Annotated in this window: 22 protein-coding genes and 1 other annotated feature (1 of these 23 running past the window's edge); of the genes, 14 read left to right on the top strand and 8 right to left on the bottom strand. The window is 42.3% G+C overall.

The features are described from left to right. Window positions 1-98 (top strand) — a binding site (T-box leader) (it extends 116 nt beyond the left edge of the window). A gap of 633 nt (window positions 99-731) precedes the next feature. Then, on the top strand, window positions 732-995 hold the full coding sequence (locus MKY48_RS16410) for a hypothetical protein (protein ID WP_339264676.1): 264 nt from the start codon (window positions 732-734) through the stop codon (window positions 993-995). Window positions 996-1,001: 6 nt separating this feature from the next. Here the strand turns inward: MKY48_RS16410 and MKY48_RS16405 are convergent, their stop codons facing one another. Beyond that, the gene (locus MKY48_RS16405; RefSeq protein ID WP_339264675.1) at window positions 1,002-1,829 is read right to left on the bottom strand and encodes an HAD-IIB family hydrolase; all 828 of its coding nucleotides are present in this window, start codon (window positions 1,827-1,829) and stop codon (window positions 1,002-1,004) included. 85 nt (window positions 1,830-1,914) lie between these two features. On the opposite strand from MKY48_RS16405, the gene MKY48_RS16400 reads away from it, so the two are divergent. From MKY48_RS16400 to MKY48_RS16390, 3 genes are all read left to right on the top strand, one after another. After that, complete coding sequence (locus MKY48_RS16400; RefSeq protein ID WP_339264674.1) at window positions 1,915-2,898, top strand: LacI family DNA-binding transcriptional regulator; 984 nt, start codon at window positions 1,915-1,917, stop codon at window positions 2,896-2,898. Window positions 2,899-3,304: 406 nt separating this feature from the next. Further along, window positions 3,305-3,922, top strand: a complete 618-nt coding sequence (locus MKY48_RS16395) for a TetR/AcrR family transcriptional regulator (RefSeq protein ID WP_339264673.1) — start codon at window positions 3,305-3,307, stop codon at window positions 3,920-3,922. A gap of 19 nt (window positions 3,923-3,941) precedes the next feature. After that, window positions 3,942-5,165, top strand: a complete 1,224-nt coding sequence (locus MKY48_RS16390) for a cytochrome P450 (RefSeq protein ID WP_339264672.1) — start codon at window positions 3,942-3,944, stop codon at window positions 5,163-5,165. 894 nt (window positions 5,166-6,059) lie between these two features. Here the strand turns inward: MKY48_RS16390 and MKY48_RS16385 are convergent. After that, entirely contained in the window at window positions 6,060-6,665 is a 606-nt protein-coding gene (locus MKY48_RS16385; RefSeq protein WP_339264671.1) for a TetR/AcrR family transcriptional regulator, read from the bottom strand. A 192-nt stretch (window positions 6,666-6,857) separates the two neighbouring features. Between MKY48_RS16385 and MKY48_RS16380 the strand changes: the two genes are divergently transcribed. Both MKY48_RS16380 and MKY48_RS16375 read left to right on the top strand, forming a co-directional pair. Further along, window positions 6,858-7,304 (top strand): nuclear transport factor 2 family protein, encoded by a 447-nt coding sequence (locus tag MKY48_RS16380; RefSeq protein ID WP_339273341.1) that lies wholly within the window; start codon window positions 6,858-6,860, stop codon window positions 7,302-7,304. Window positions 7,305-7,393: 89 nt separating this feature from the next. Beyond that, window positions 7,394-7,840 (top strand): hypothetical protein, encoded by a 447-nt coding sequence (locus MKY48_RS16375; protein WP_339273339.1) that lies wholly within the window; start codon window positions 7,394-7,396, stop codon window positions 7,838-7,840. 449 nt (window positions 7,841-8,289) lie between these two features. Here the strand turns inward: MKY48_RS16375 and MKY48_RS16370 are convergent, their stop codons facing one another. The 5 genes from MKY48_RS16370 to MKY48_RS16350 form a co-directional block, all read right to left on the bottom strand. Next, a complete protein-coding gene (locus tag MKY48_RS16370) occupies window positions 8,290-9,180 on the bottom strand; it encodes an alpha/beta hydrolase (protein ID WP_339273338.1) in 891 nt (296 codons plus the stop codon). Window positions 9,181-9,198: 18 nt separating this feature from the next. Then, the gene (locus tag MKY48_RS16365) at window positions 9,199-9,639 is read right to left on the bottom strand and encodes a DUF1330 domain-containing protein (protein ID WP_339273336.1); all 441 of its coding nucleotides are present in this window, start codon (window positions 9,637-9,639) and stop codon (window positions 9,199-9,201) included. A 54-nt stretch (window positions 9,640-9,693) separates the two neighbouring features. Next, the gene (locus tag MKY48_RS16360) at window positions 9,694-10,305 is read right to left on the bottom strand and encodes a DUF2239 family protein (RefSeq protein ID WP_339273334.1); all 612 of its coding nucleotides are present in this window, start codon (window positions 10,303-10,305) and stop codon (window positions 9,694-9,696) included. 1,038 nt (window positions 10,306-11,343) lie between these two features. Further along, a complete protein-coding gene (locus tag MKY48_RS16355) occupies window positions 11,344-12,114 on the bottom strand; it encodes a nucleotidyltransferase domain-containing protein (protein WP_339273332.1) in 771 nt (256 codons plus the stop codon). 662 nt (window positions 12,115-12,776) lie between these two features. After that, window positions 12,777-13,328, bottom strand: a complete 552-nt coding sequence (locus tag MKY48_RS16350) for a hypothetical protein (RefSeq protein WP_339273330.1) — start codon at window positions 13,326-13,328, stop codon at window positions 12,777-12,779. A 168-nt stretch (window positions 13,329-13,496) separates the two neighbouring features. On the opposite strand from MKY48_RS16350, the gene MKY48_RS16345 reads away from it, so the two are divergent. From MKY48_RS16345 to MKY48_RS16335, 3 genes are all read left to right on the top strand, one after another. After that, a complete protein-coding gene (locus MKY48_RS16345) occupies window positions 13,497-13,787 on the top strand; it encodes a hypothetical protein (RefSeq protein ID WP_339293445.1) in 291 nt (96 codons plus the stop codon). Window positions 13,788-14,723: 936 nt separating this feature from the next. Next, the gene (locus MKY48_RS16340) at window positions 14,724-15,728 is read left to right on the top strand and encodes a phosphotransferase (protein WP_339273327.1); all 1,005 of its coding nucleotides are present in this window, start codon (window positions 14,724-14,726) and stop codon (window positions 15,726-15,728) included. Between the two features lie 1,336 nt (window positions 15,729-17,064). Beyond that, window positions 17,065-17,688: a hypothetical protein gene (locus MKY48_RS16335; RefSeq protein ID WP_339273326.1), complete on the top strand. Its 624-nt coding sequence runs from the start codon at window positions 17,065-17,067 to the stop codon at window positions 17,686-17,688. 598 nt (window positions 17,689-18,286) lie between these two features. On the opposite strand, the gene MKY48_RS16330 is transcribed toward MKY48_RS16335, so the two are convergent. Next, the gene (locus MKY48_RS16330) at window positions 18,287-18,586 is read right to left on the bottom strand and encodes a YmaF family protein (RefSeq protein ID WP_339293444.1); all 300 of its coding nucleotides are present in this window, start codon (window positions 18,584-18,586) and stop codon (window positions 18,287-18,289) included. Window positions 18,587-19,199: 613 nt separating this feature from the next. Between MKY48_RS16330 and MKY48_RS16325 the strand changes: the two genes are divergently transcribed. The 5 genes from MKY48_RS16325 (at window position 19,200) to MKY48_RS16305 (ending at window position 24,284) form a co-directional block, all read left to right on the top strand. Continuing rightward, window positions 19,200-19,691: an NUDIX domain-containing protein gene (locus tag MKY48_RS16325; RefSeq protein WP_339273323.1), complete on the top strand. Its 492-nt coding sequence runs from the start codon at window positions 19,200-19,202 to the stop codon at window positions 19,689-19,691. 195 nt (window positions 19,692-19,886) lie between these two features. Then, window positions 19,887-20,096 carry a DUF6366 family protein gene (locus MKY48_RS16320; RefSeq protein WP_339273314.1) on the top strand — a complete coding sequence of 70 codons (210 nt, stop codon included), beginning with the start codon at window positions 19,887-19,889 and terminating at the stop codon, window positions 20,094-20,096. A gap of 504 nt (window positions 20,097-20,600) precedes the next feature. Beyond that, the gene (locus tag MKY48_RS16315) at window positions 20,601-21,374 is read left to right on the top strand and encodes a hypothetical protein (protein ID WP_339293443.1); all 774 of its coding nucleotides are present in this window, start codon (window positions 20,601-20,603) and stop codon (window positions 21,372-21,374) included. Window positions 21,375-22,090: 716 nt separating this feature from the next. Next, window positions 22,091-22,531 carry a hypothetical protein gene (locus tag MKY48_RS16310; protein WP_339273312.1) on the top strand — a complete coding sequence of 147 codons (441 nt, stop codon included), beginning with the start codon at window positions 22,091-22,093 and terminating at the stop codon, window positions 22,529-22,531. A 262-nt stretch (window positions 22,532-22,793) separates the two neighbouring features. Beyond that, complete coding sequence (locus MKY48_RS16305; protein ID WP_339293442.1) at window positions 22,794-24,284, top strand: amidase family protein; 1,491 nt, start codon at window positions 22,794-22,796, stop codon at window positions 24,282-24,284. Window positions 24,285-24,573 lie beyond the last annotated feature (289 nt).

The raw sequence follows: 24,573 nt of genomic DNA, 5'->3' as shown, positions 1-24,573 counted from the left end.
GAACTTGCTCAGGGGGTGGTGTGACAGGAGCTCCTGTTACAGAATCTGAAGACGGATTAGTGAACTGGGGTGGCACCATGACGAATCTCGTCCCTAAGACATTGTTCTTGGAGGTGGGATTCTTTTTGTTTTCTCTGAACAGTTAAAAAATAATGATTTCTTTCAAACAGAATGAAATTTATTCTTGAGAGAGAAATAGCATTGCCCATGCCAAATGTCGGGGGACAAGAACATGGTCCCATAGAAAGTCGCTAATTTAGCGGCTTTTTTGTTTTATCGGTACAAGTTCTTGTCCCGAGTCAAGGACAAGAACTTGTACCGATAGCCGTAAAGGACAAGAACATGAGCCGATTCCCGGTAGATAAGTACCTAACTATGTTCCCATGCAATTTCATTAAGCTAACGGGCAGATTAGTTGAATAAAGTTAGATCAAAGAAAAGGCCATCCTGCAAAGGATGGCCTAAGATCGTTGTCGGAGCCGATGCGAAATCGTTGGCTGTGGACGACATCATAACTATATTCATTAGGATCGTTTAAGTAAAAGCCCCGGCTTATATGGACCTTAACTTATTGAGATAGTTAATCATCACTGTTTTACTACAGATAACGTATCTGGTACAAGAGTGTAGTGCTTCAACGAATTTTAATCTGTGATTTGTTGGATGAGACAGTACTATAGTTCATCTTGTAATTGTATAGTATGACGTAAGCGGAGGGGAACATATGAATTATGGACAGCTTGCGTTTAGACAGGCAGATGCGAACTATAGATGATCTCACCGCTCTCACTACCGCCCTGCGCGGACTGCACCCCTCCAATGCATACAGAGGTCTGGAGGAAGACATGCAATTGAATATGGGGCATGGAGCTTTAAAAGGGACCATGGGTGGTCTGTTGATAGGCTTGTTAAGCCGTCAATATGTCAATACCGCCCTTCTCCGTAGAGGAAAGCGGCGGTATTTGTATTGTACAATAGCTGAGCAAACGCCATAATATGAATTACTCCCCAAAAAAATTTCTGCATACATGCAAAATTCCCTCGGCGTAAGGATAAGGGGCAACGTTGTTGTGGCATGACTTTGCCTCTGCCGTAGCGTTCTGGAGAAGATATCCATGGGCAACCATCCGAAGCATCTCGATGTCGTTTCCACTGTCACCGAAGGCCAATGTTTTGGACAGGAGTACCTGACTATAATCCATTAGGAATTGCACAGCCGCTTTCTTTCCAGTTCCTGCGGGGATAAAATCGACATCATATGCGTGCTCCGGATCACCCGCCTTGGGATTGCAGATATTGATATTAATTCCGATCCCGTGATTTGCAGCCAGGTGCCTGATGATACTTATATCATATTGGGTTCTGGCTGCTGATACCGGATAATAATAGTAGTTCATTTTATATCCGGATTGACCAAATTGAGTCTGTTCGTGAAGGACGATGTTGAATGTTGATTTTAATTCGCTAATTAAATCTTCTACATCTCTTCGAGAGAATCCGGATGCCCTTATAATTTTTGCCCATGAAGGAACAGTGACCAGTTGTCCGTCAGGCTCGATTTCCCACATCTCTGTGCCCAGATTGCTCGCTATAAAATGGGGGAGCTGCGTCATACCGGCTATTTTCATTTTTGCTTGTATTTGCTGAACACTGCTTCCGGTGACCCAAGCTATCTTTACTTGATGATTTCTGGCAAGCTGCTGGAGGTATTGTTCCAGTTCGTACACCATGTTGAGTTGTTCAGGCAAACATTCATGCGGATAATACGTTTCGTCAAAATCAAACAATATCAGATATTCGGTTACAGCGGGGGTATAGATGACTTCCATCAGTGTGACTCCTCCTACAGTTTGTTAACGATATCATAGTTGCAGGGAACGTTCCCAGGTCAATACTTTAGATGAGGTGTTAATTTTGCCCACCATAATTGATATTTCACGTGTAAGCGGTCTCTCCAAGTCGACGGTATCACGTGTATTAAACGACCATCCACATGTATCAGTTGAAAGCAGACAAAAAGTACAGAAAGCCATTACGGAGCTGGGATATGTCCGCAATACGCAGGGGGTTCAGTTGCGTCTACAGGCAAGCAATCATATCGGTGTGCTTGTCCCGGATGTGGAGCATCCCTATTTCAGTCAGCTTGTTAGTGCATTAAGTCGATCTTTAGGCTCAATGGGGTATCAACTTGTCATCTATCAGACCGAATTATCCCGCGAGCATGAACTTGATGTGTATGCCCGATTGTTACGTCGAGAAATGGATGCAGTGGTTATTGCTCATTCCCATTTCTCGGAGAGAGAAATTAAAGAATATATAGGTTCTTACATTGGAATCATATGCAACGAAGCGATGGACGGAGAGTTTCTCGATGTCTTTCGATTGGATGAAGAAGATGCGGTCTTTCAAGCGACAGCATATTTGCTGTCCAAGGGGCGCCGTCATCTGTTTTTCTGTATGGATCACCTGACACTATTGCAAGAGAAAAGATGGAACGGGTTTCAACTGGCTCACCAACAATTCGGCCTAGAGTGTACGAAATCACAATGTTATACGGGTCTGGTGACGATGGAAGATGGTTATGCCTTGGGAGAACAATTATTTACTTCTGAACAATTGCCGGATGGAATGATAACGGGTAGTGACTTTGTAGCTACAGGTTTATTGAAAGCTGCAGAGCAAAAGGGGATATCCGTGCCTCAAGAAATGTCCGTCATCGGATTTGATAACCATCCTGTGGGATTGATGACGAATCCGGAACTGACCACATTAACCAATTGTATTCCCGATATGGTCAGGGATGTTACAGAATGTCTTACCCAGAGATTGAAGGGGATGCGATCTGCTCCTATCGCGAAAACCTACAAGACTTCGCTGATTATACGTAATTCTACTTAAAAAAAGTGAAGTGAAAGACAAAAAAAAGAAGGATAGCGAAATCCTTCTATCGGTCAGGAATGATACATGTCTGAAGAGGAATTGAAGCGTTACTAGATCTCTCGTTGTGGTCCTTGAATGTCTAGACAAAATGGAGCATTTCTAAACAAGAAGTTATTCAGTGATTCTTTTACACTGAAGGAGAAAGGAGATGCGAGATCCTGGAGATGCTTAAGCTGCTTCGCCAATCCATCGATGATGTGGAACAACATCTGCACTAGCCGATTGAGATTGAGGACATTGAACCATAACCTCAATAAATCCTTCTGCTCTCGGCAGGTGGATTTTTTTTCATTTATATTGACCGGCAGGTCAGCATCCTGTATGATCTTACTAACCAATTGGTCAGCAAATTCAAAAAGAGGTGATGAATCTGCCGATACAGCTCTACGAACGGGAGAAGATTTTGCAAGCCTGCTTATCCGTGTTTGCCCGCAACGGTTACAAGAATACATCAACGGAAATGTTGGCGGAAGCTGCTGGTATCTCCAAAGCTTTGATCTTTCATCATTTCACGAGTAAGAAGAAACTGTATCTTAGCTTAGTTGACCACTGCTTTGAGAAAGTCCGAACCGGCATCCATTACGATGAGTGGACGGAAGACACTGATTTTTTTACAGCCATTTCTCAGTTAAGCCATGCGAAGCTCGACTATTTTCGAGAGCATTCTGATGAATGGAAGTTAGTATTTGAAGCATTTTATGCCACACCCGATGGCTTGAAGGAGGAAGTCGAGGATAAGTACGGTCAGGTCAGCGTAACCCGTCAAGCGATGCTAGTAAGGCTTTTCGACAAGGTGCCGCTTCGCGAAGGCATAAACCGCAAGCATGCATTCGAGCTCGTCATGGCCGTTACCAGACATTTCGAAACGAAGTTTCTCGAGGAGACGAACAGTATGAACTATATTGATGAAACCTATACCCGCAGCCTCATGAAGGAACTGGACGCTTTTTGTGACATGATCCGATTCGGTATGGAAAACTAAAGTAAAGAGGTGATCAGCCGTGAAAGGCATAACAAGCAACGATTTTGTATCGCCGGACACAATGCGTGATTTTAATGCGTTTTACCAAAAGCTGACCCAACATCAGGAAGGACTTTATCGGCTTGATGACTTTTTTGGCATGGGCGAAGCTTGGGTAGCCTTTCGGTATGAGGATGTCTCGGCAATTTTAAAGGACACCCGGTTCCTCTCGGATCGGCGAAAGTACTCTTCACAGCAAAAAGCCTCACCCCAGAACAGCTCCGTCAATGAATTGCTTGAATGGTTCAAGAATATGCCCAATATGCTCACGGTGGATCCTCCCGATCATACCCGGCTGCGGCGTTTGGTCTCCAAAGCATTTACGCCCCGTATGATTGAAGAGCTTCGTCCGCGAATCCAACAAATTGCCGACGAGCTGCTGGATAAGGTAGCCACCCGGGGCAAGATGGAACTCATTTCGGATTTTGCTTATCCGCTGCCTATCATCGTGATATCGGAGATGCTGGGGATCCCCGGCCATCATCAGGCACGTTTTCGCGAGTGGACCCACAAGCTGGCCCGGGCTGCGTTAAACCCCGGCCAAGAAAGTTTAGTTCAAGGAGCCCTTCAGGAGTTTATTGACTACATTCAATCTTTGATTTCCGAAAAGAGAGAGCACCCCGGGAGCGATGTCATCAGTGGGTTACTCCAGGCTTACGATGAGGGAGATAAGCTCAACGAGAACGAGCTGCTCTCCACCATATGGCTGCTCATTACGGCAGGACATGAAACGACCGTGAATCTGATCGGTAACGGAACCCTGGCGCTGCTTCAACACCCCGAACAAATACGGATCCTTCAGGAGGAACCGGCCCTTATGCCGGCTGCGGTTGAAGAACTGTTGCGGTATGCGGGTCCGATCATGATAACGAGCCGGGTCGCGGTTGAAGATATCGAAATACATGGCACACAAATTCGAAAAGGCGAGATGGTCGTGGTTTCGCTGGCCGGAGCAAATATGGATGCAGGCCGATTTGACGGGCCTGAGCGGCTGAACATCACAAGACAAGAGATCGATCATTTGGCCTTTGGTAGAGGAATCCATCTTTGCCTAGGGGCGCCTCTTGCCCGCATGGAGGGGCAAATCGCGTTCAGCTCTCTATTGCGGCGTTTTCCCAACCTGCGTCTTGACGTTAAACCGGAAGACTTGACATATCATTACAGCACGCTGCGATCTTTGGTGAGCCTTCCAGTCCGTTTATAATGCTGTTTCATATTCATATTAGAGGAAAAGTCCGCGATATGCTGCGGTACTTATAATTCTTGGATGGAACATATTATTGCTACTTATGCTGAAGACCAAGCGGGTAGCTTCTGGGAAGGTTGGCACAGCTTATTCAAGTCATCCTGTTTAGAGAACGATGTGTTTGACGAATGTTATAACAGATTGTTAGCTTACTCTACCTACAATGAACCATATCGTTATTTTATTCACGGTGATTTCACCAGTATAATATATTATCTAATGGACAACGAATAACTGGAGTCATTGATAGTAATGGTAAATACGGAGATTTTCTTATCGACCTCGCAACTTTAGACTGGCACATAAAGACACACTTGAAACTCGATGTGGTCCAAAGATACCTAAATTATCAGCAAGAAATGGGTAATACCATACCATATTTTAAAGAAAGATTAATTGGGGCTAAATATTATAATGGATTGATTGGATTACGCTTTTATGCAAAGATGGGATGGAATTATTCTTATTTCGAGCTCCGTGAAGAGTTATTAAGTTTAGTTTAGAAAAATGGTCGTGGTTAAACTAACGGGACATACGAAAGCGTGCCGACATAATTTTTGTGTCAATGAGTTAAATTTTTGATGTTTCAAGATAAAAACGACAAGAAGAACATTACACAATCAGTTAACGTATCAGGATGTCGAGGGACAAGAACATGGTCCCATTGAAAGTCGCTCTAAGCGGCTTTTTTTGTTTTATCGGTGCAAGTTCTTGTCCCGAGTCGAGGACAAGAACTTGCACCGATTGCCGAAAAGGACAAGAACATGAGCAGATTACTGATTAGATAAGTATTAACTATGTTTCCATGCAATTTCATTAAGCTAATGGGCACGATAGCGCCCCTCGCTAATTTTATTCCTCGACGGGGATGCCCGCAGCTTTCAAATGCCCATAGGTAACAATTCTACTTAACTGAGATGAAATTTCATCCGCAGGAAGAGGCCGATCGTTTTTAATCCACCAAATAACAATCCCCATGAAAGCCGAAACGAGATATTCGAGCAGCAATTCCTTGGATATCGCTAAATGGGATTGTCCCTGAGTAGGATTCCACCCCTCATTTAATTTGTCTTTAATGATATTCTCCATTTTTGCTCGAAACTGATAGATTCTATTCTCTTCAATTAACATGGCGTAGTAAAAGGTAGTGTTGAGAGAAATATGTTCCAGTACAGTTTGCATGACGGTCTCAAGTATAGAAGTACTGAAGGGATTCATGCTGATGGGACAAAGAACAACGGCATCCTTTAGTTCGCTCAACAATTCATTCATACACCTATCCAATAAATCAGGTTTATTTTGGTAGTGCAGATAAAAAGTATTTCGATTGATCATAGCCCGATCGGCAATATCCTGGATTGTTATGGCTTCATATCCTTTTTCCTGAATAAGCTCATAAAATGCCTTTCGAATCGATTGCTTCGTGCGAAGTATTCTTAGGTCGGTTCTCTTGTTCATTATTTTCAGTCCCCTAAATTTATTTAGAGCAGTTAAGCGACAATGTTTGATGAGTTGTCTGTTATCCTTCAAACCTATAAATATTGAATATTGAGCGTGATATTAACCTCCATTGTAATGAGCGATAGATAAATAAACAACAAATCGTTCATTATTTATCAAATGACTATAAACACCAAGGAGGATATACAAATGACATCAAAAAACCAAAATGGGCTTGTCCTTAAGGCAATCGCTGTGCTGGAAAGTTTTGAGAGCGGCAACCCTGAAGCAATTACGGCTTACGTTCATCCAGATCAATATATTCAGCATAATCAAGGCTTATCTGATGGTCGTGCGGCCATGCTTGGTGCGCTTGACCATTTAAAGGAAATTGGTACGAAGGTAAGTATTAAGCGTGCTTTGGTGGATGGAGATTATGTGGCACTTCATTCCGTATATGAGTTCTTTGGCCCCAAAATCATCATTGATATTTTCCGTTTTGAGAATGGATTGATTGTTGAACATTGGGATAATATGCAAGAGATGGTAGAAAGAACACCGAGCAACCATACGATGATTGACGGACCTGTCACGATAAAGGATAGCGACAAGACAGATCTGCACTCGCCGATTGAGATTGAGGACATTGAACCGTAACCTCAATAAATCCTTCTGCTCTCCGCAGGTGGATTTTTTTCATTTATATTGACCGACAGTGAAGATGAAGGTGGGGAGGAGAGAAGGAAATGGCTTCGTTTTTCCATGTAAACTGTCCGGAAGAAGTGAGCAGCAAATATCGCCTCATAGTATTTGACGATTCGAAGGAGGCATTCATTCCTCTGACTGAGTTTTATCACGATCAGGTCAACAGGATCAGTGAGAGCTCCGTGATCGCTTATTTAAACGTCCTGGAACCGTTCTTTTATTGGTTAAAGTACAAAAGTCACTACAAGGCCAGAAAGGTCTGGTGGGATGACGAATCAGAAGCTGGTAAGGAAGCCGTAAGGCAGTATTTGATAGAACTGATGCGCTGTAAGATCCGCGGCAGAGAGGGCCATGAAGGCGTGTATTTGACGATTAAAAGTTTCAAAACGGTGCAACTGTTTCTGTCCGCCATTAAAGGGTTTTATAAGACCATGATCCGCTTAAAGGGGTTCCGCCAACATTTTAACGTTATCTATACTCGAACGTGAAAACCCCTTGAAATATAAGGCTCTGCACATTGTTTACATGTATTCAATGTATTCTTGTGGGAACATCATAAAAAGCAGGCCATAACTGGAACAATTCAGTCTTGGCCTGCTTTTTTCTGTCATTCAAGTATCGTTCTCCGTTACTTGAATAATTCGTCTCTGAATCTGACCATCGTCTGTTTGGAAAAATCCCCACAGAAAAAGCGCCGACTCACGATGTTATCATGAAACCGACGCTTATTCGATCGTTTCCACAAATGGAGCCTCTGTTAGGAAGCCCCGTTAATTGATGAAATGGAGCTGTTTTAACAACCGTTCCAAGAGCACCGCCGCTTCCACCCGGGTCGTACGCGCCAAGGGTGCAAATTGATTAGCGCTGCTCCCCTGGGCCTACTCAGCCCCATTGGACATAGCGGGACTCCGGCTGGTTGCTATTCAGGAAGCGCGTGTCAATTGCGACGAGCCGTTCGCTCTATGCCATCAGCGGTTACTTTGTACAGTTGGTGCGGCAGGTCGTGTCCCATGCCGTCAACCAACATTAGCTCGGCGCCCGGGATGGCAGAAGCCGTGTCCTCGCCACACGCTGGGACGAACAGGGGATCGTCCACCCCATGAATGACAAGTGCTGGTACTTTTATGGTCGCCAGCCGCGGACGCCGGTCACCGGAGACAGCGATCGCAGCAATTTGTCGTCCGACACTGCCTGGATCGTAGGCTCGCTGGACTTCCTCCAGAATGAGCGCCCGATAAGCGTCCTCTTCAAACGGATAGCCGGTGCCTGCGATGCGTTTGGCAAAAGCGAGACTGTGCGCCAAAAATCCTGCTTCATCCTCAAATGGGTTCGGCGCCGGTGTAGTCATCATCGCCATGACTTCCGGGGAAGATTGCGGAAGGGCGGGATTGCCGGAACTGGACATAATGGAAGTAAGTGATAAAACCCGTTCAGGGTACTCACTGGCTGCAATCTGGGCGATCATTCCGCCCATCGACCTGCCAACGAAATGTGCCCGGTCAATTGAAAGGGCGTCGAGCAGTCCGATAGCGTCGTTGGACATGTCATCGAGAGTGTAAGGGATGTCCGGGCGCTGTCCCGACATGAGAGCAGTCGCCAGTGCGTCAAAATCCAGCGTCTGATAATGGCTAAAGTGCGTCGAGCAACCTACGTCGCGATTGTCAAAGCGAATCACGCGAAAGCCCCGCGCTGCTAATATCCGACAAAACGAAACCGTCCATCGGATCATCTGGGTTCCAAGCCCGGCGATTAGGATAATAGCCTCGTCATTTTCGTTACCGAAACTGTCATAGGCCAAATCGACGTCGTTTACTTTCAGGATGTTCATGATCATCTTCTCCTCCAATTAATTCGATATCGGAAATTCTGTCATAGGCAGAAGGCGTGAATCTTCGATCGCTGCAGTCCGATGCCCGATACCGGCCAGGTAGTCTTGATGACTTGAAAAAGCAAGAAACGACTGCGCACTGCTCTGGCGGATCAGCATAACAAGATCCCATCTTTCGTCTTCGGGTCCGATAAGAAACTCTCCGCCATCGCCAAGAAACAGCACTTCACCTCCGCTTTCACGGAGAAATGGGAGGGTGCGCTCAATGTAGCGGTTGAAAGCTTCGGCACCGCTGATTGGGACCTCCGGTGTTAGTTCAGGATTGGCTGTGTAATCGGCAACATCACGAAAACGCAGCAGGTTCAACATGACGATGCTGCCCTCAATGCCTCGTTGCATAAATCTCATGCCAGCGCGTTGCGATGGTTCGATGTAACGAATAGAATCAAACTCTGTCATAGCGGCTCCTTTCGTAGTTCCTTTTTTAATTATTTACGCCTCACATGCTCTCATTTATAAGTTCCCTTCAGGGAATGCATTAGCGGCTAATTTTTTGACATGGTTTCTGATATCAGGTGCCCAGTCATCGATGAAGTGGTAAAAACGATCCAAATCACCAGCATACAGTGCCCGTAGAGCTTCTTCGTATTGATGGAAGTTCCCGGCCATAGCTGTCATGAAGTTATATGTGGCTTCTTGTGACTCTCGGATATTGTTCTGTTTTTCTCCAGCACGGCGAGCCTCATCAATGAGTTTTCGTAATGTTACCGACGCCCCTCCAGGTTGACTCTTGAGCCATTCCCAATGCCGTGGCAATAACGTAACCTCACCGGATACAACCCCCAGCTTGGGTCGACCGACCCGCCGTATAGGCTGGTGATTCACTTCCGTACCGGGTAGGTCACCAAACTGTTCTCCTAATCGTTTGAGCACATCTTCTGTCTTCCCACGAAAATCAACATCTATTGGCTTCCCTGTGGAATCGTCAAATATAAGCAGCTGTGTGAGGTCTCTGTCATCCAGAGCTTCCTTCACTGTAGTAACAACGTGCTGTAATGAACCACTGGTGACGACTCCCACACCCAAAAATGCCGTGCAGTAAAAGTGCGTTAGGGCATTACTCATGCTGACCTCCTCTCTGATTGCATCACCAATTATACCCGGGTAAAAATAAAAAATCAATATTACCCGGGTATAATTTATTTTGTCGTTCATTATGGAGGAAATAAATGCAAAAGACGCGGCCTAAGAGGACCGCGCTGTTGAGGGCTAGTGTTTGCTTTAAGTTGTACATGCTGTGTTTTGTCGCAAAACTGCCAGTTAGCTTAACGATCCAAGAGCATTCTTTTATTTTACGGCAGATCAGCCTTTAGTCCGTATTGTTGCTAAGCTTCCTTACCGGTAAGGAATTCTTGTTTATTAACTGGAAGAGACTGAACGAGTTCATCCAAGGTTTCAACAATACCTTGAATTTCATCTTGAATCTCCACGTTAGGGCGGTTTGCTATCAGCATTTTAAGGAAATCAACGAATTGACCACCACCTTGACCCTCGTAAAAGGCATCTACAAGCCGGCTGTGTGTTTTTTTAACTTATATTTTTTCCGATAAAAAATGGTGTTTATTTAGTGATATCGAAATGTCGGGGGACAAGAACATAATCCCATTGAAAGTCGCTAATTTAACGGCTTTTTTGTTTTATCGGTACAAGTTCATGTCCCGAGTCGAGGACAAGAACTTGTACCGATTACCGTAATGGACAAGAACATGAGCCGATTACCGATTAGATAAGTATCTAACTATGTTTCCATGCAATTCATTAAGCTAACGGGCAGGTTAGTGGAACAAGTGTATAGAACTCTTATTCACACTAAAGCTTAGAACTGCGGTATAATTCGGTAAAGTATTAAATGAGTGGGTGAGTAACTTGACGTTAATAAATAATAATGTCCTAAAATTGGTACAAGAGACTGTGAAGAAATTTATAGATCCTAAAGCAGAAGTTTTAAGCATTGAAAGCAAGGCGATTAATATGGGATTACAAGCAGTTGAGTTAATGCGACATAGTGTACTAATAAAAATACTTGACGAAACCTCGAAGCTGTCTCTTGTTTCAAAACATGCTACCAGTGACGTCCCGACGGGCTTAGGGGGCTGGATGTGGTCACTCGCTTCTCTGAGTGACCCGGACAGCCATTGCATTTAAGGAGTTCTCAAAATAGCTATATACTTCATCTGCAATTCCCAGAAACTCTTCAACAAGTACATTACTATCCAAGTAACAAGCATACAGATAATCAACTAAAGCGGTGTCAATCTCACAATAGTTTAATATGTCATTCTTCATCTTAATAATGTCATCTTGCCATACACCTGTATCTTCTAAAACCAAAGAGTATAATGCACGAATTAATCTCTTAGAGTAACCTTTAATTAATCTAGTTTTCATTGTGTTATCACTAGCATTAGAAAGTAAACGATGTCTACGATCTACTTCCTTCTTGGTCTCTGCATTTAAGTCTAAAATGAACTCTGGAGAAATAATTATCGGTGGTACTTTTTCACCAACGTCATCACCATATATACAAACACAAATGATCTTTACCCAAAAACCCCAATCATTTGGTTTACTTAATACATCGTCAATCGAGCAAATTGTCGTATCAATCTTAGTTACTACTGGATATTCTTCCAAAAGCCTGTCTTTAATATTTGACAATCTTTCGTAATCAATATCTTTGGGATTTACACATACAATAGTAAAGTCTGCATCTGACTTAAAAGGTTTAGCAGTTCCTTTTGGAATCGAGCCACACATATAAATGCTATGAATCTTACCTTTAAATTCGGTAAGTATATTATCTATATACTTATCAACAAAATCCTTATATTCACTTTGTATTACAATTCTATTTATAACTTTTTCTAATATCATATAGACTCCTCCCAAAATAAAAAACGCCCCAAAGCAAAATGCTCTGGGACGATATTAATCGCGGTACCACCCAGGTTGCTGTATTTTCACACAGCCACCTTAATTGACTATAACGGGTCAAAACGATGGGTATTAGTCATACTCTGGAACTGGCATTTTCAATCAGTACTCTAGGGTTTTCTCAGTCATGAAACCCTTTCCTGTGAAGAGTTTAATGATTTACTTTTGTTCCATCATTGATTTACGGATATTGGTTAAATATTACTCTTTCCCGTCACCTTAGTCAACAACTTGCTCAAGAAAACTGCCCGTTAGTTCAATAAAAAGGACGCTCCCGCGCCTTCGCTTGGGCTACGTCCTCCTCATTATATTCCATTTCCAATTACTAATTAAAGAACCTACGCGGGTAGCATGTAGTTCTTAACCAGGGGACTTACTTTAACCTAAACACTAAGAAAATACTTTATTTTCACTGGACAGCAGACGTTCGGCGCGCGGGCGCCACATTTCCCTACTGGTGGCTGCTCCTTCAGCTGCGTCATCAATTCATGTAATAAAAGTAAGCAGGCCTTTGCAGCCTGCTTAACTATGTGGTGTATCGTCCTTGGTCAAAATCATTATCATTGATCATGAGGAATGTCCCCTCGTATTTCACTATTTCCTCACTTAGCATATCCCAGATAATAACTGTCGTATATGAAGAACATATCAGTGCGTAAGCTGTTTTTATCGACGGATGCAATGATCAGTAGCAAATTTTTCGCCTCTTCTTCGGTGCTGTGGGAGATCTCTTCCAGAAAAACGCCCTTTTTCATATTATAGACATAAGTCAGAGGTAGTTCCTTCTTTGACGGCATATGAATGGTTCCATAGATTTGCTCGATTTCGTCTTTCGACATCCCGATCTCTGCATTTTGGGCCGTTTTATAAATTCCTTTCGCTTCTTCCTCCATGATGATGGCCGCTACCTCGTCATCCCGATAAAACAGTTCCACACCGGAATCGTATTTGATCACGCCTCTTTCAGCTTCTTTCCCTTGCCCTAGTACGCTTTCCACGTCGGCGCGTTTCATTCCGTAGTAAACCTTCCGACCGTCAGCGATGCTTACAATTCCAAGATCCTCCTTCGCTATTTTCACCAAATCCTGTCCGCTGCTGCATCCGCATAAAATGAGAATGGTAAATAAGATAAAAAGCTGGCGCCCTAATCTCAATCATTTCCCCCCCAATCTCGTATTTACTAGATATTACCATAATATATATGCATCTGCCAATACTAATTCAACCGTCGATTGAACAATGTTGAGATCGACAAGGCTCAGTATTTCTCCGGAATGGCCTGCGTCAGCGCCCGGACCAGAATCTGCAGCGATTACAAGGTATTGGCGTCCATCACGCTGCCATCTGACCCAATCATCTTATTAACGAATGGAACGGAAAGCGATGCATCGTCCGGGATAGCCGCGCTCATCCACGCAGAAAATGAGAATGCGGAAATTATCGAAGGTATCGAACTTGTATCAAAAAGCGTATATCGGCTCCCTAACGGCGAACATGTTCAGGGAAAAAAGAATGCTGAGAAAGCTTACCAAGAATACTTAGCTTCGCTTGAGCAAAAAGATGATGAAAAAGAGTGTGGCGATTCAGATGTTGACCAATCTGCAAACAGCTAGATCGTTTTTTCAAAGTCCAATAGACGATGCTAGTCTAACTCTCCTTCTAGAAGTGGCTTCAAGCACAATTGAAAATTTATGTGGCCGTGAATTTATAGAGCAGGTTAAAAATGATATCTTAACCGGTTTAGGGGGACGCACCGTGAAAATAAAGTTGTAGACTGGCTATAAGCGTTGCGCTTACGGCAGGATAAAAAAGGAATTTTCATCTGTTTCACGAATATTTCATTGCTAAGGCTTAGTTGTAAAGCGTAATTCAAGTTTAAAACCTGTAAGTCGTTAGCTGAAATCACACGAAAGAGGTATCAAGATGACTAATCAGATTACCATAAAACAACTCTCAGATGATAAAAAAGCTATATTATTAGATACAGAATTTGCGCGTAATTATCCATGGTATACCTCCAGCGATTATTTTTTTAACTGATTGGCAGAGAATAAAGCAGGAGACCGAATAACCTTGATGGTTTTCTTTGATGGGTATTAGCGGGTTGTTGTCATCTACTGCTTAATTCTAGTTATCCATTCTTCAGAGATAAGAACATCCCCGAGATTAATGATTTAAGCGTTTTTCCTGAATTCAGGAGAAGGGGTATTGCAAGCTTTGATCTTCAATTGTCGGTGAACAAGAACATGTTCCGATTACCGATTAGATAAGCATTTAACTATATTTGACTGCTCAAGTTCATTAAGCTAACGGGCAGGATAGTTCCAATATGTGGTAACATGTGGATAGTTATAAAAAAATGAAATCTCTTTGGATAACTAAGCCTTGAAAAAGAGCGCTGTGATATAAAGCTTATCAAAAATCACTACAGACTGGACGAAGGACGAAATGAATAAAGGTACTTACGAAATTTATTCACCAGAACAAGAAAGAACAATGCCATATCGATGTAATAACTAAAACTCATTTAACTATTAAGGGGAAACGACATGAACAGCGGTTTTCAGATGGATACAGATATCAATCGCCGACTTACGCTTAATCAAACGAAACAAGCAGCGCTATATGCTTTGCAAAACTATGATGTTGACTGGAGTTTAATCCATTTCATCCAAGTTTCTGAACATGTGACTTTTCGTATTCAGAGTAGTGAGGGAGAATCCTATTTACTGCGAATTCATACATGGAATAAATCTTATGCTGAAGTGATTTCAGAACTGGAGTGGTTAGCCCATTTAAGAAGTAAGGGGCTTATTGTACCTGATGGTGTACTAAATCGAAATGGTGAGTTTATTACCGTTGCTACAACGGATGGGAATGCGGAGTATTATGCGACCTTGATGAGATGGATCGAAGGGGATCGTTTAGATAAAAAAGTACTTACCGAGGATAATATTCGAGCGATGGGGAAATTGATGGCGGACCTTCACGGAGCGAGCGTTGATTTTGTTCCCAGTAACACTTTTACTCGTACAACTTGGGGAAGAGAGAGCTTTAACCGGGATTGGGTGCATTTACAGCAGCATCATAATCATTTCATAACAGAAGAAGCTTTCCAGTTGTATACAGAAGCTTCTGCTAAAGTTGCAGATCAAATCCACACCTTCACACCTCATGCACAAAATTACGGGATTATTCATGCAGACCTGCATAATGGGAATATCGTGTTTTGTGACGATCGACCGTTTGCTATTGATTTCGGTAGATGCGGCTTTGGCTACCATATTTATGATATAGCGCAAGCGGTCATGGGACTTCGGCCACATCAAAGAAAACTTTTTATCGAAGGCTATGTGAAGGTCAGACAATTGAGCGAAAATACGATTTCGATGCTGGAGTGCTTCTTCATCATGGCAATCATCGAAGCCTACAGTTTCCATGCGGAGAACGAGTTGGAGACGGAAGGTCTGATCGAAGAGCAGTCGTATGCTCAGTCCATATTGAGAGCATACATAAACGGAGAGCCGTTATTATTCCAGACATTTGATGAGTGATTAACAATTAATTTACACTGGGGAGTCCGTCCGTAGTGAACCATATACGATTTACAAGTAGATGCCACGAATCGAACAAGACTACGGAACTTTGCTACAGATACTGTCTACAGTGGGGTAGGGTGACCTTTTTCCATTGAACTAACGGGAAACTATAGTTTAATAAATAACTAAAACGCGGCTGCCAAGCTTAGTTCGGCAGCCGCGTTGCGCTAACGGGCAGTTAAGGTAGTTTTGTGTTACAAACATTCCGGTTCTCGGGAGTTGCTGACGTCAGCGCCGATGACAATTACTTAATCCCGGATTCGAGGGATGGAGGGAATGGATTTCAAGTTCTTGTCATTTATGATATCAAGCTCTTGTCAACTAGAACACACGCTGTTTGATTTGCATAATATGCCATGGTGGTTATCCAACCAATTTTCATTCAAAAGGATCAACGGGAAAGGATGATTATATTGGTCAGGGGAACAGTTATCGTAAGGATTAACAGATCGGTTCCGAATAACGTAGTTTTTGTAGACGGATGTGCTCAAGGCGGTAGTTCACTACTTCAAATTCCTAATGGAATCTCTGCGATATTCCAAAGAAGATCAGTAAGAAAACGTGTCACCATAAATGCCGAAGCCGGACAAAATTGTCCAGGAGAACAGTTTAACAATTTTTTGGATGTCAGTCCGTCAACCGCAAGAATGTTTGGACTGGTTAATCGCTGATTTTTGTATACATTGGAATTTGACCCAAATACGAATGTTTTAACCATAAGTCTTAGAAGAACTCAGACCACCGCGCCGTTCAGCATTGAACAAGTCGATGTTAATAGAGACAATGTATTTTTGGCTGCTGGGCTCATTAGCAACGCACTCAATTTGCCTGCAGACAATACTGTACTAACGGTAAGAAGGGCCGGCCTAGAAAAGAAAATGAAGGCTCGACTTTTCACAGAGGGTGAAGCGGAATTTAGTGATGGATTTGAAACGAGTCGTAGAACTGCCGCATTTTTTGGCTTCACATCCGGCAGGAGGTTTGTTTTGAACTTTAATCAAATCACTAGAGTGCTGGAAATTCGAAGTGTAGGCGGAAAATAGCAGGATAAACCAACCCTACAAGTAGAGAGCCCTGCAAATGCCATGCTTCTTTATACACATGGGCATTATGGAGATATGGAAGAGGACAATTCACGATTCGCAGGAATTCCATGTAAGAAGAAGGAACAAGGAGTTGCGAGTTAGGTCTTACTATATAATCATAGTTCGATATTACTACTTTCTGTCTGTCCTATTGGACCTAGATCTGTTATTATAAAACAAATAACGGAAAAGGCGAGGACATCAGCATGGCTAAAAAATTGAATATCTTTTTATCTTTTCTAATATCTATTATCATCGCGTTCAGCTGCGGTGTGTATTTCGCGGAAGACTTGGGTTATAGTCGGAGTGAACCAACTATAGTTAAAGCTGGGCAAACAGTGGATGCCGAAAACGAACCTTCCAACGGAGATGGCGAAAAAGGCGCAACGATTTCCACGGCTCAGAATCAAGGAGGTAACGAAACGGCCAACGACGAACCCGAAGCTACCCGAGTGACAGCGGAGAATCGTTTCAGCGACCCAAGAGAGTTCAGATACAGTGTCAATTCAGCGAACGGTATCACGCTGACGTGGCTCGTCGATAATTTGACCGGCAAAACGATCAACTACTATACCGTGAAGGTCAGCACATTTAATCCCGTAGGAGACCCTTCGTATGATGAGCACTCCGGAAAGAACTCATTCAATCTTCAATATGTCGGTCCGGTCATACCGGGGTTAGAACTCGGTGTGTTTGAGCTCTTCACGTATCAAGGTGCTTTGGATTCAATACGTATCGACGAAGTTGACCTGGAATACGCGGACGGCACCAAAGAAACCGTCGTCTACAATCGCACGACTAAGGACGATAGCGGGCTCAATAATAGATAGGAAAGTTTATTGCCACTTGCATAGTATTTTTGTTAGAGGAAAGATCATACATATCCATTTAAGTCCGCGTTTTACGCGGATTTTTTATGGTTTGAATTTTGTTCTTTGTCTCGTAATTTATATTGAAATATCTTCGAGTGTATATCATGATATTGAATGTTCATGGTGAACAAGCTATATTTTTATCGATGCCAGATAAGGTACTGGATCAACTAACGGGGAACGATAGTTAAATAAAGTAAAGTAGGCAGCTGATCAGAGTGATCAGTTCCCTTTTTAAGCTAACCGGTAGGATAGATTAACTCAATTACTCAGGCTTGTACCAACAGTATCCTATGAAAGTCAAGAAGGGTGGGGAATGTTATCAAGTTCTTGTCATCCGTCAGAGGATATATAGATGTCGGTGGATAAAAACATAGTCCCATTGAATGTCGCTAAAAATGCGGCTTTTTTATTTTATCGGTACACGTTCTTGTCCTTGGCTCGGGACAAGAACGTGTACCCATTGCCGTAATGGACAAGAACATAGTCCGATTACCGATTAGATAAGTATCTAACTATGTTTCCATGCAATCTCAATAGCTAAAGGGCAGGATATTTACATGCGCTTAATGTTTTCAATAATAATCCCGTGACGATGAAGTGTAGAACCGCTTACTCGAATCGGCACACTCGTTCTGCCAGAAAGAAGATGTCTATGACCATCCGCGAATTGAGTCATTTGACGGAACCGATGGAAGTGACGAGGTCCTTGACCATTGATTGCTGCTCCAGTTATACCCGAATAGCGATGTCGATGTCCAACATTAATGGAAGTGTTGCCAGACATCCGATGCTGAAAACGATCGGTGGTTTGTGAAAGGTGTGCTTTCTTGAGTGAGTGCTTTCCTTTTTTCATCTTCACATCTCCTCAGAAATAAAATTAATCATAATTTATGAAGAAGTCATATGTGGGGGAACGGCGATTGCCAAAATGGGTGACATTAAGTTGTGAGGCTATTTGCGAGCCGGTTTCTAACATAATTGCTGAAAAGGGAGGTCCCATGAAGATCGACAATGATATGTTTCACGTTGAGACATTGGCTCAATCACAAGTAGCAGAGGCTAAAGTGGTAAGTCGGAATAGCAGTTTTTGCTCACGAGGCAGGAGCAGCAGCAGTTGACAATTGTTACCCTAATCAAGGTCTCAGCATTATGCGATGGAATGGGCGACCGATGTTGTCGGAATGTAAAAGCTATATGCCACAACACAAACTGTCGAGGGACAAAAACATGGTCCCATTGAAAGTCGCTATAATAGCGGCTTTTTTATTTTATCGGTACAAGTTCTTGTCCCGAGCCAAGGACAAGAACTTGTACCGATTGCCGTAATGGACAAGAACATGAGCCGATTACCGATTAGATAAGTATCTAACTATGTTTCCATGCAATTTCATTAAGCTAACGGGCAGGGTAGTGCGAGAAGGCTGTGGAATAAATATACAAACATTACTGCATAAGGAGGTCGTAATATGCCATTTCCAACGCATATCATTGCCACAGGTGGATTTGTAGAAGATGGGCAAGGAAATATACTTTTAGTAAAAACTCGTGACGGTGGTTGGGTATACCCTGGTGGACAAGTGGAAGTTGGAGAAAATCTGATAGATGGTTTGATTCGCGAAATCAAAGAGGAAAGTGGAATTGACACTACGGTTAGCTACTTAATTGGTGTCTATTCAAATACAGGGATTTTTAAATGGTATGATGGTGTGACTGATGTTCCTACGCAAGTTGGGTTTGATTTCGTATGTAAACCTGTTGGTGGGGAGTTATTAGCTGTTACTGAGGAAACAACCGATAGTCGCTGGGTGGCGAAGGATAAAGTTCTTGATTTCATTGAACACCCCGCTATTCGCACCCGCTATCAGGCATATTTGGGCTTTAATGGAGCGGTAAATTACATGGCGTATTTAACGAAACCTGAGTTCATAATCAAACACCAAACATTTATTTCGAAGTAGATTTTGGTCCCATAGAAAGTCGCTGAAAGGACAAGAACATGAGCCGATTACCGATTAGATGAATATCTAATCATGTTTCCATGCAATTTCACAATTAATTCCTATTAAATAACATAATAATGTTATAATTATATTACTTCATCAATATAGTAGTATTGGATATCTAATTAAAATTATTTACCTAGGGGGTAAATAATGAGCAAAGATAATGAAACTCCTGAAAGAACAAGAGAAAGACTAAGACAAGAAGAATTGAAAAATAATCCATTTGGTCATATGAAAGACGGAATTGATAGGGCTCAGTATGGTAGTTTAGTCGATTTAGTAGGTAGTTTAGGTTGGAAAGGCACTTTAGTATTAATCATTGTTATTATTGTTGGTCTTATAGTTGCCCAATATTTTTAAGGAAGAGAATTTTTATAAATGTTTTTCGATGCCGACGTCATTATAGACGAGCTGCGGAATACCCTGCGGTTGATTGAACAGGCGGTTGGTATTCACCGATATATGTGCCGGATCGATATGACTAATGCGAAAGATAGTTCAACTGCATTATTGATCTGGAATCTCAGCTCAAGCTGTTATAGAAGAATTTAATAGATTATGGCAGATCCGCAATAGGGAAGACTCTAAAAATGTCGCGGGACAAGATCTTGTTCCCATTGAGAGTCGCTATTTTAGCGGCTTTTTTGTTTTATCGGTACAAGTTCTTGTCCCGAGTCGAGGACAAGAACTTGTACCGATTGCCGTAATGGACAAGAACATGAGCCGATTCCCGATTAGATAAGTACTTACTATGTTCCCATGCAATTTCATTAAGCTAACGGGCAGGATAGTTCAATGAAACGTTTGAATTATGGGTACATACTTTTCCAAAAAAATGGTGAGGTTATCCATAGGTGATGAAAATTGAAGAAAACGAAACTAACTGTGTTCCTTTTGCTTATTGGAATAATTTCCTCAACACATTTATTAGCAGAAGCTAGTGACGGAACAAATTTAATAAAACTAACTGATAGTGAAGTTTCGTCAATACAAGTAATTCGTTTAAAGGGAACAGATAATTCAAGGATTTTCAGAATGACAGATGGATATGATGAAAGGATTATTCGAAGGGTTATTAATTGGATTAATACTTCAAGTCCAAGCGAACAGGCAACTGAGTTAGAAGCTGATAAAGTTCCATTACTTTTAAAAATAAACATGATCAACGGTGATCTAATAACTTTAGAGCCAGCGTATAAATGTAAGGGTCATCTTATCAAGAGATGCACTGCCGTTGATGGTGAAATTGTACTTACAAAGAACAAAAATAAAATCCGATTAACTTCGCAAGAGCTTTATGATTGGATCATTGTAGGCTGGAAGTATGAACCTGTTGGACCAACTAAAGAAGAACTTCTGGAGGAAACATTGTATACAAGATACTTTTCTGTAATCGAGAAGGACTTTCCGGATTTTATAATGTGTCCAAGGATAGATAGCGTTGAGCGAATTAACCGCAATACACGAAGACATTTAGTTATTGCAAGTGCATTAAACTATTCAGGACATCACGCTCCTTCATATGAAAGAATCACTTTCACATTAATCGATACACCTGAGAACGGAATAAAAATCATTAAAGTTAGAAAAAAAAGCAATGTACCAGAAAGGGAAAGCCTAAAGCAATGTAGATGGTAATACGAATAGTGAAAACAAAATCGCATTAGTGTAAACTAACGGGAAACGATAGCTCAATAAAAATAAGAAGGCAGCCGATCAACGTGGATCGGCTGCTTTTGTTCAACTAACGGGCAGTATAGTTTGAAACTGTATGGGCAAAATAGCCAAAAATAATGGAGGATATTTCTCATGTGGTGGAGATGTATTATTTTGATTTGGGCCATAGGGGTAATCAACTTTACAATATTGGATGGTGTTGATGCATACAGCGATGAGTCGCCAACTATGAATAATGTCGACTTTCAACATAAGAGCTTGGAAGAAGTTCTTATTTTTGAACTTCGTCCAAAGATCATGGACGTACTTAGGAAAGAGTATGCTAGTAACTTTCTCATCGATAGACAGCATATCTTACCTTTGAGGAAATCGAACTCTTATCCTCAACATGAGTTCATACTAGTGGGACGAGTTATTACAAATTCTTACTCGGGTATAGTTCAAATTACTTTTAAAGCTAATTTTGACGGATACAAAGTGACTGGTTTTCATGTTGTTAATCATTCATTGAACTAACGGGAAACGATAGCTCAATAAAAACCTAGAAGGCAGCCGTTCAACGTGGATTGGCTGCTTTTGTTCAGCTAACGGGCAGGATTACGCAACAAAGTTCGAGAATACAGGTAACTGAGGAGGCCTTCATTGATTGGCTTAATTTAACGAATAGGGGAGTTGAAATGGATCATGCATTGTCAAATAAGTGGTGGGAATTAGTTTTTAGAGTCGTTAAAGACCTTGATGATGGAAATGTTCCGTATAGCTTCGATGCTTCAACTTCACTTTTTGTACATGGTATTGAAGATTTTGAAATGGATGATCTAGATATTATGATTCAGTGGGATTACTTTGAGATTGCCCACAAGTTATTTCAAAAATATAATCCTAGTCCAATAAATAAAGGCGGGTTTTGGCAATTCAACTTCTTTGTTGACGGAATGGAAGTACATATTATGTCTTCAGAACAAATAACTTGTCTTGAAAAAGATAGAGAACGTACAGCGATCCAAAAGGAAAACAGGACCATATGGTCCAAATCAATTCTTTTTTATCGTCGACATACAAAGAATCCCCATCTAATTGAACTAATTGATGATTTCCTTAACGCAAAGAATAACTGAGATTAATATCATTACGCTAACGGGAAACTATAACTTAATAATTAACTTAAACGAGGCTGCCGTCATGATCGGTAGCCTCGTTGTGCTTACGGGCAGTTTTCTTTAGATACAATATTGATGTTCGGATATGTATAAGCTCTCCTGCAATGCCCAAAGATACTTTTTTATTATATCGAAACTTTACCTATACACGTAGTAAGACAGAATGTTACCGTATTATTATTGTCCTATAATTTACCATCACTGGGGGGTATCTTAATATATGAGCATCAACTTGCAAGATTGGATTCAGGACGCTGATTTGGTCAGCATTCAAAAGGCAATGGCTACGGGTGAATGTACCTCCGAAGCCCTCGTTCTAGCATATATCGAAAGAATTCATAGGTATAATCCTTTGATCAATGCTGTATTAGAGATTAATCCAGATGCGGTTGAAATCGCAAGGAGTCTCGATTTTGAGCTAAAAACAACAGGTAGTCGGGGGCCTCTTCACGGAATACCAATCCTGCTCAAGGATAACATCGATACACACGACCGAATGCATACGAGCGCTGGTTCAATCGCATTGGCTGAGTCGTTTGCTCCTGAAGATTCGTTTATTGCCGCAAAACTCCGCGCTGCTGGCGCAGTTCTTCTAGGTAAGGCAAATATGACCGAGGGGTCGAATTTTATGTCCAGCCGTATGCCTGCTGGATTCAGTTCTAGGGGTGGATATGTGTTGAATCCATATGGACCTGGCAAGCTCTTCGTCAGCGGGTCAAGTTCAGGATCTGCTGCAGCACTAGCTGCGGACCTGGCAGCAGCAGCGATAGGAACAGAAACCGCAGGTTCGATTATTGGGCCGGCCAGCCAACATCTTCTCGTTGGAATAAAGCCTACTATAGGGCTTACGAGCCGCAGCGGCATAATCCCAATCTCCATAAGTCAGGATACACCAGGACCAATTTCCAAGACAGTCACTGATGCAGCGATTCTACTTGGAGCAATCGTCGGTTTTGACGAAAACGATGAGGCAACATGGACTAGCCCGCAACGTACTTCTCAAGACTATACAACTTATCTCGACCGAGACTTTCTGCGTAAAGCTCGCATTGGGATTCCCCGACATTACTATGATTCATTGGATGAAGAAAGACTTTCAATCATGGAATCCGCCATTAATGTTCTACGTGAGCAAGGTGCTACAGTTATCGATCCTGTGGACCTCTATTTGGAACAGCATCCATGGAACAATGATGTTATCTGCTACGAATTCAAAACAGGCCTGAATCACTATTTATCGAAGTTGAGCTCGGATATGCCCGTGCATTCTCTTCAAGAATTGATTTCTTATAATCAGAAGCACGCTGCTTCCTCATTGAAGTTTGGCCAAGATAATCTGATTCGCTCGGAACAAAATGCACTAAACGAGACAACCTATCAACTTAAACGTCAAGAATATAACCATCCGACAGTATCGCAAGGAATTGACTATGCACTCGATCAACACGGCTTAGATGCATTAATGCTACCCGGTGATATTGATGGTATGTACATTGCTGCCAGATTAGGGTATCCCCTTATAACGGTGCCCGCCGGTTATTCAGCCAAAGGAACAATTGATGCGGATGGAGATTCGACGCAGGGTCCATTTGGTGTTGTCTTTTCCGGGAGGGCTTTCAGTGAGCCCACGTTAATAAGCATCGCCTATAGTTTCGAGCAGGCAACACTTTTTCGTCGTCCGCCAGATCTGGGTGAATTGATTAGTCACTGATTCGTAATGATACCATTAGTCTTAACAGCTACGTATTGACCATGTCTCTGCAGGGACTTAACCATCGTGATTACGCTAACTGGACACGATAGCCGAAGGCAGCCACCCAACAGTGAACTGCACCTGGGTATCGCTCTCGGGATCAAATCCCATGGGCAGAAACGTTCGATCTCCGGCCATCTCAATCTTATGACCACACAAAAAGGAGGTCGACCAGTAAGTTCTGGTGACCTCATTATACGAACAGGTAGGATAGTGTAACAATGCATTATATTTATGATAAGAGTCA

Source organism: Paenibacillus sp. FSL W8-0187, from assembly GCF_037969755.1.
Lineage (GTDB): Bacteria > Bacillota > Bacilli > Paenibacillales > Paenibacillaceae > Paenibacillus_AQ.
This window is presented reverse-complemented; position numbering and strand designations above follow the sequence as displayed.

Bases quoted from the DNA above. Each gene is read 5' to 3' on its own strand.
- MKY48_RS16410 (WP_339264676.1), top strand. From the start codon at position 732: ATGGACAGCTTGCGTTTAGACAGGCAGATGCGAACTATAGATGATCTC.
- MKY48_RS16405 (WP_339264675.1), bottom strand. From the start codon at position 1,829: ATGGAAGTCATCTATACCCCCGCTGTAACCGAATATCTGATATTGTTT.
- MKY48_RS16395 (WP_339264673.1), top strand. From the start codon at position 3,305: ATGAATCTGCCGATACAGCTCTACGAACGGGAGAAGATTTTGCAAGCC.
- MKY48_RS16385 (WP_339264671.1), bottom strand. From the start codon at position 6,665: ATGAACAAGAGAACCGACCTAAGAATACTTCGCACGAAGCAATCGATT.
- MKY48_RS16380 (WP_339273341.1), top strand. From the start codon at position 6,858: ATGACATCAAAAAACCAAAATGGGCTTGTCCTTAAGGCAATCGCTGTG.
- MKY48_RS16375 (WP_339273339.1), top strand. From the start codon at position 7,394: ATGGCTTCGTTTTTCCATGTAAACTGTCCGGAAGAAGTGAGCAGCAAA.
- MKY48_RS16370 (WP_339273338.1), bottom strand. From the start codon at position 9,180: ATGAACATCCTGAAAGTAAACGACGTCGATTTGGCCTATGACAGTTTC.
- MKY48_RS16365 (WP_339273336.1), bottom strand. From the start codon at position 9,639: ATGACAGAGTTTGATTCTATTCGTTACATCGAACCATCGCAACGCGCT.
- MKY48_RS16360 (WP_339273334.1), bottom strand. From the start codon at position 10,305: ATGAGTAATGCCCTAACGCACTTTTACTGCACGGCATTTTTGGGTGTG.
- MKY48_RS16355 (WP_339273332.1), bottom strand. From the start codon at position 12,114: ATGATATTAGAAAAAGTTATAAATAGAATTGTAATACAAAGTGAATAT.
- MKY48_RS16340 (WP_339273327.1), top strand. From the start codon at position 14,724: ATGAACAGCGGTTTTCAGATGGATACAGATATCAATCGCCGACTTACG.
- MKY48_RS16335 (WP_339273326.1), top strand. From the start codon at position 17,065: ATGGCTAAAAAATTGAATATCTTTTTATCTTTTCTAATATCTATTATC.
- MKY48_RS16330 (WP_339293444.1), bottom strand. From the start codon at position 18,586: ATGAAAAAAGGAAAGCACTCACTCAAGAAAGCACACCTTTCACAAACC.
- MKY48_RS16325 (WP_339273323.1), top strand. From the start codon at position 19,200: ATGCCATTTCCAACGCATATCATTGCCACAGGTGGATTTGTAGAAGAT.
- MKY48_RS16320 (WP_339273314.1), top strand. From the start codon at position 19,887: ATGAGCAAAGATAATGAAACTCCTGAAAGAACAAGAGAAAGACTAAGA.
- MKY48_RS16310 (WP_339273312.1), top strand. From the start codon at position 22,091: ATGGATCATGCATTGTCAAATAAGTGGTGGGAATTAGTTTTTAGAGTC.
- MKY48_RS16305 (WP_339293442.1), top strand. From the start codon at position 22,794: ATGAGCATCAACTTGCAAGATTGGATTCAGGACGCTGATTTGGTCAGC.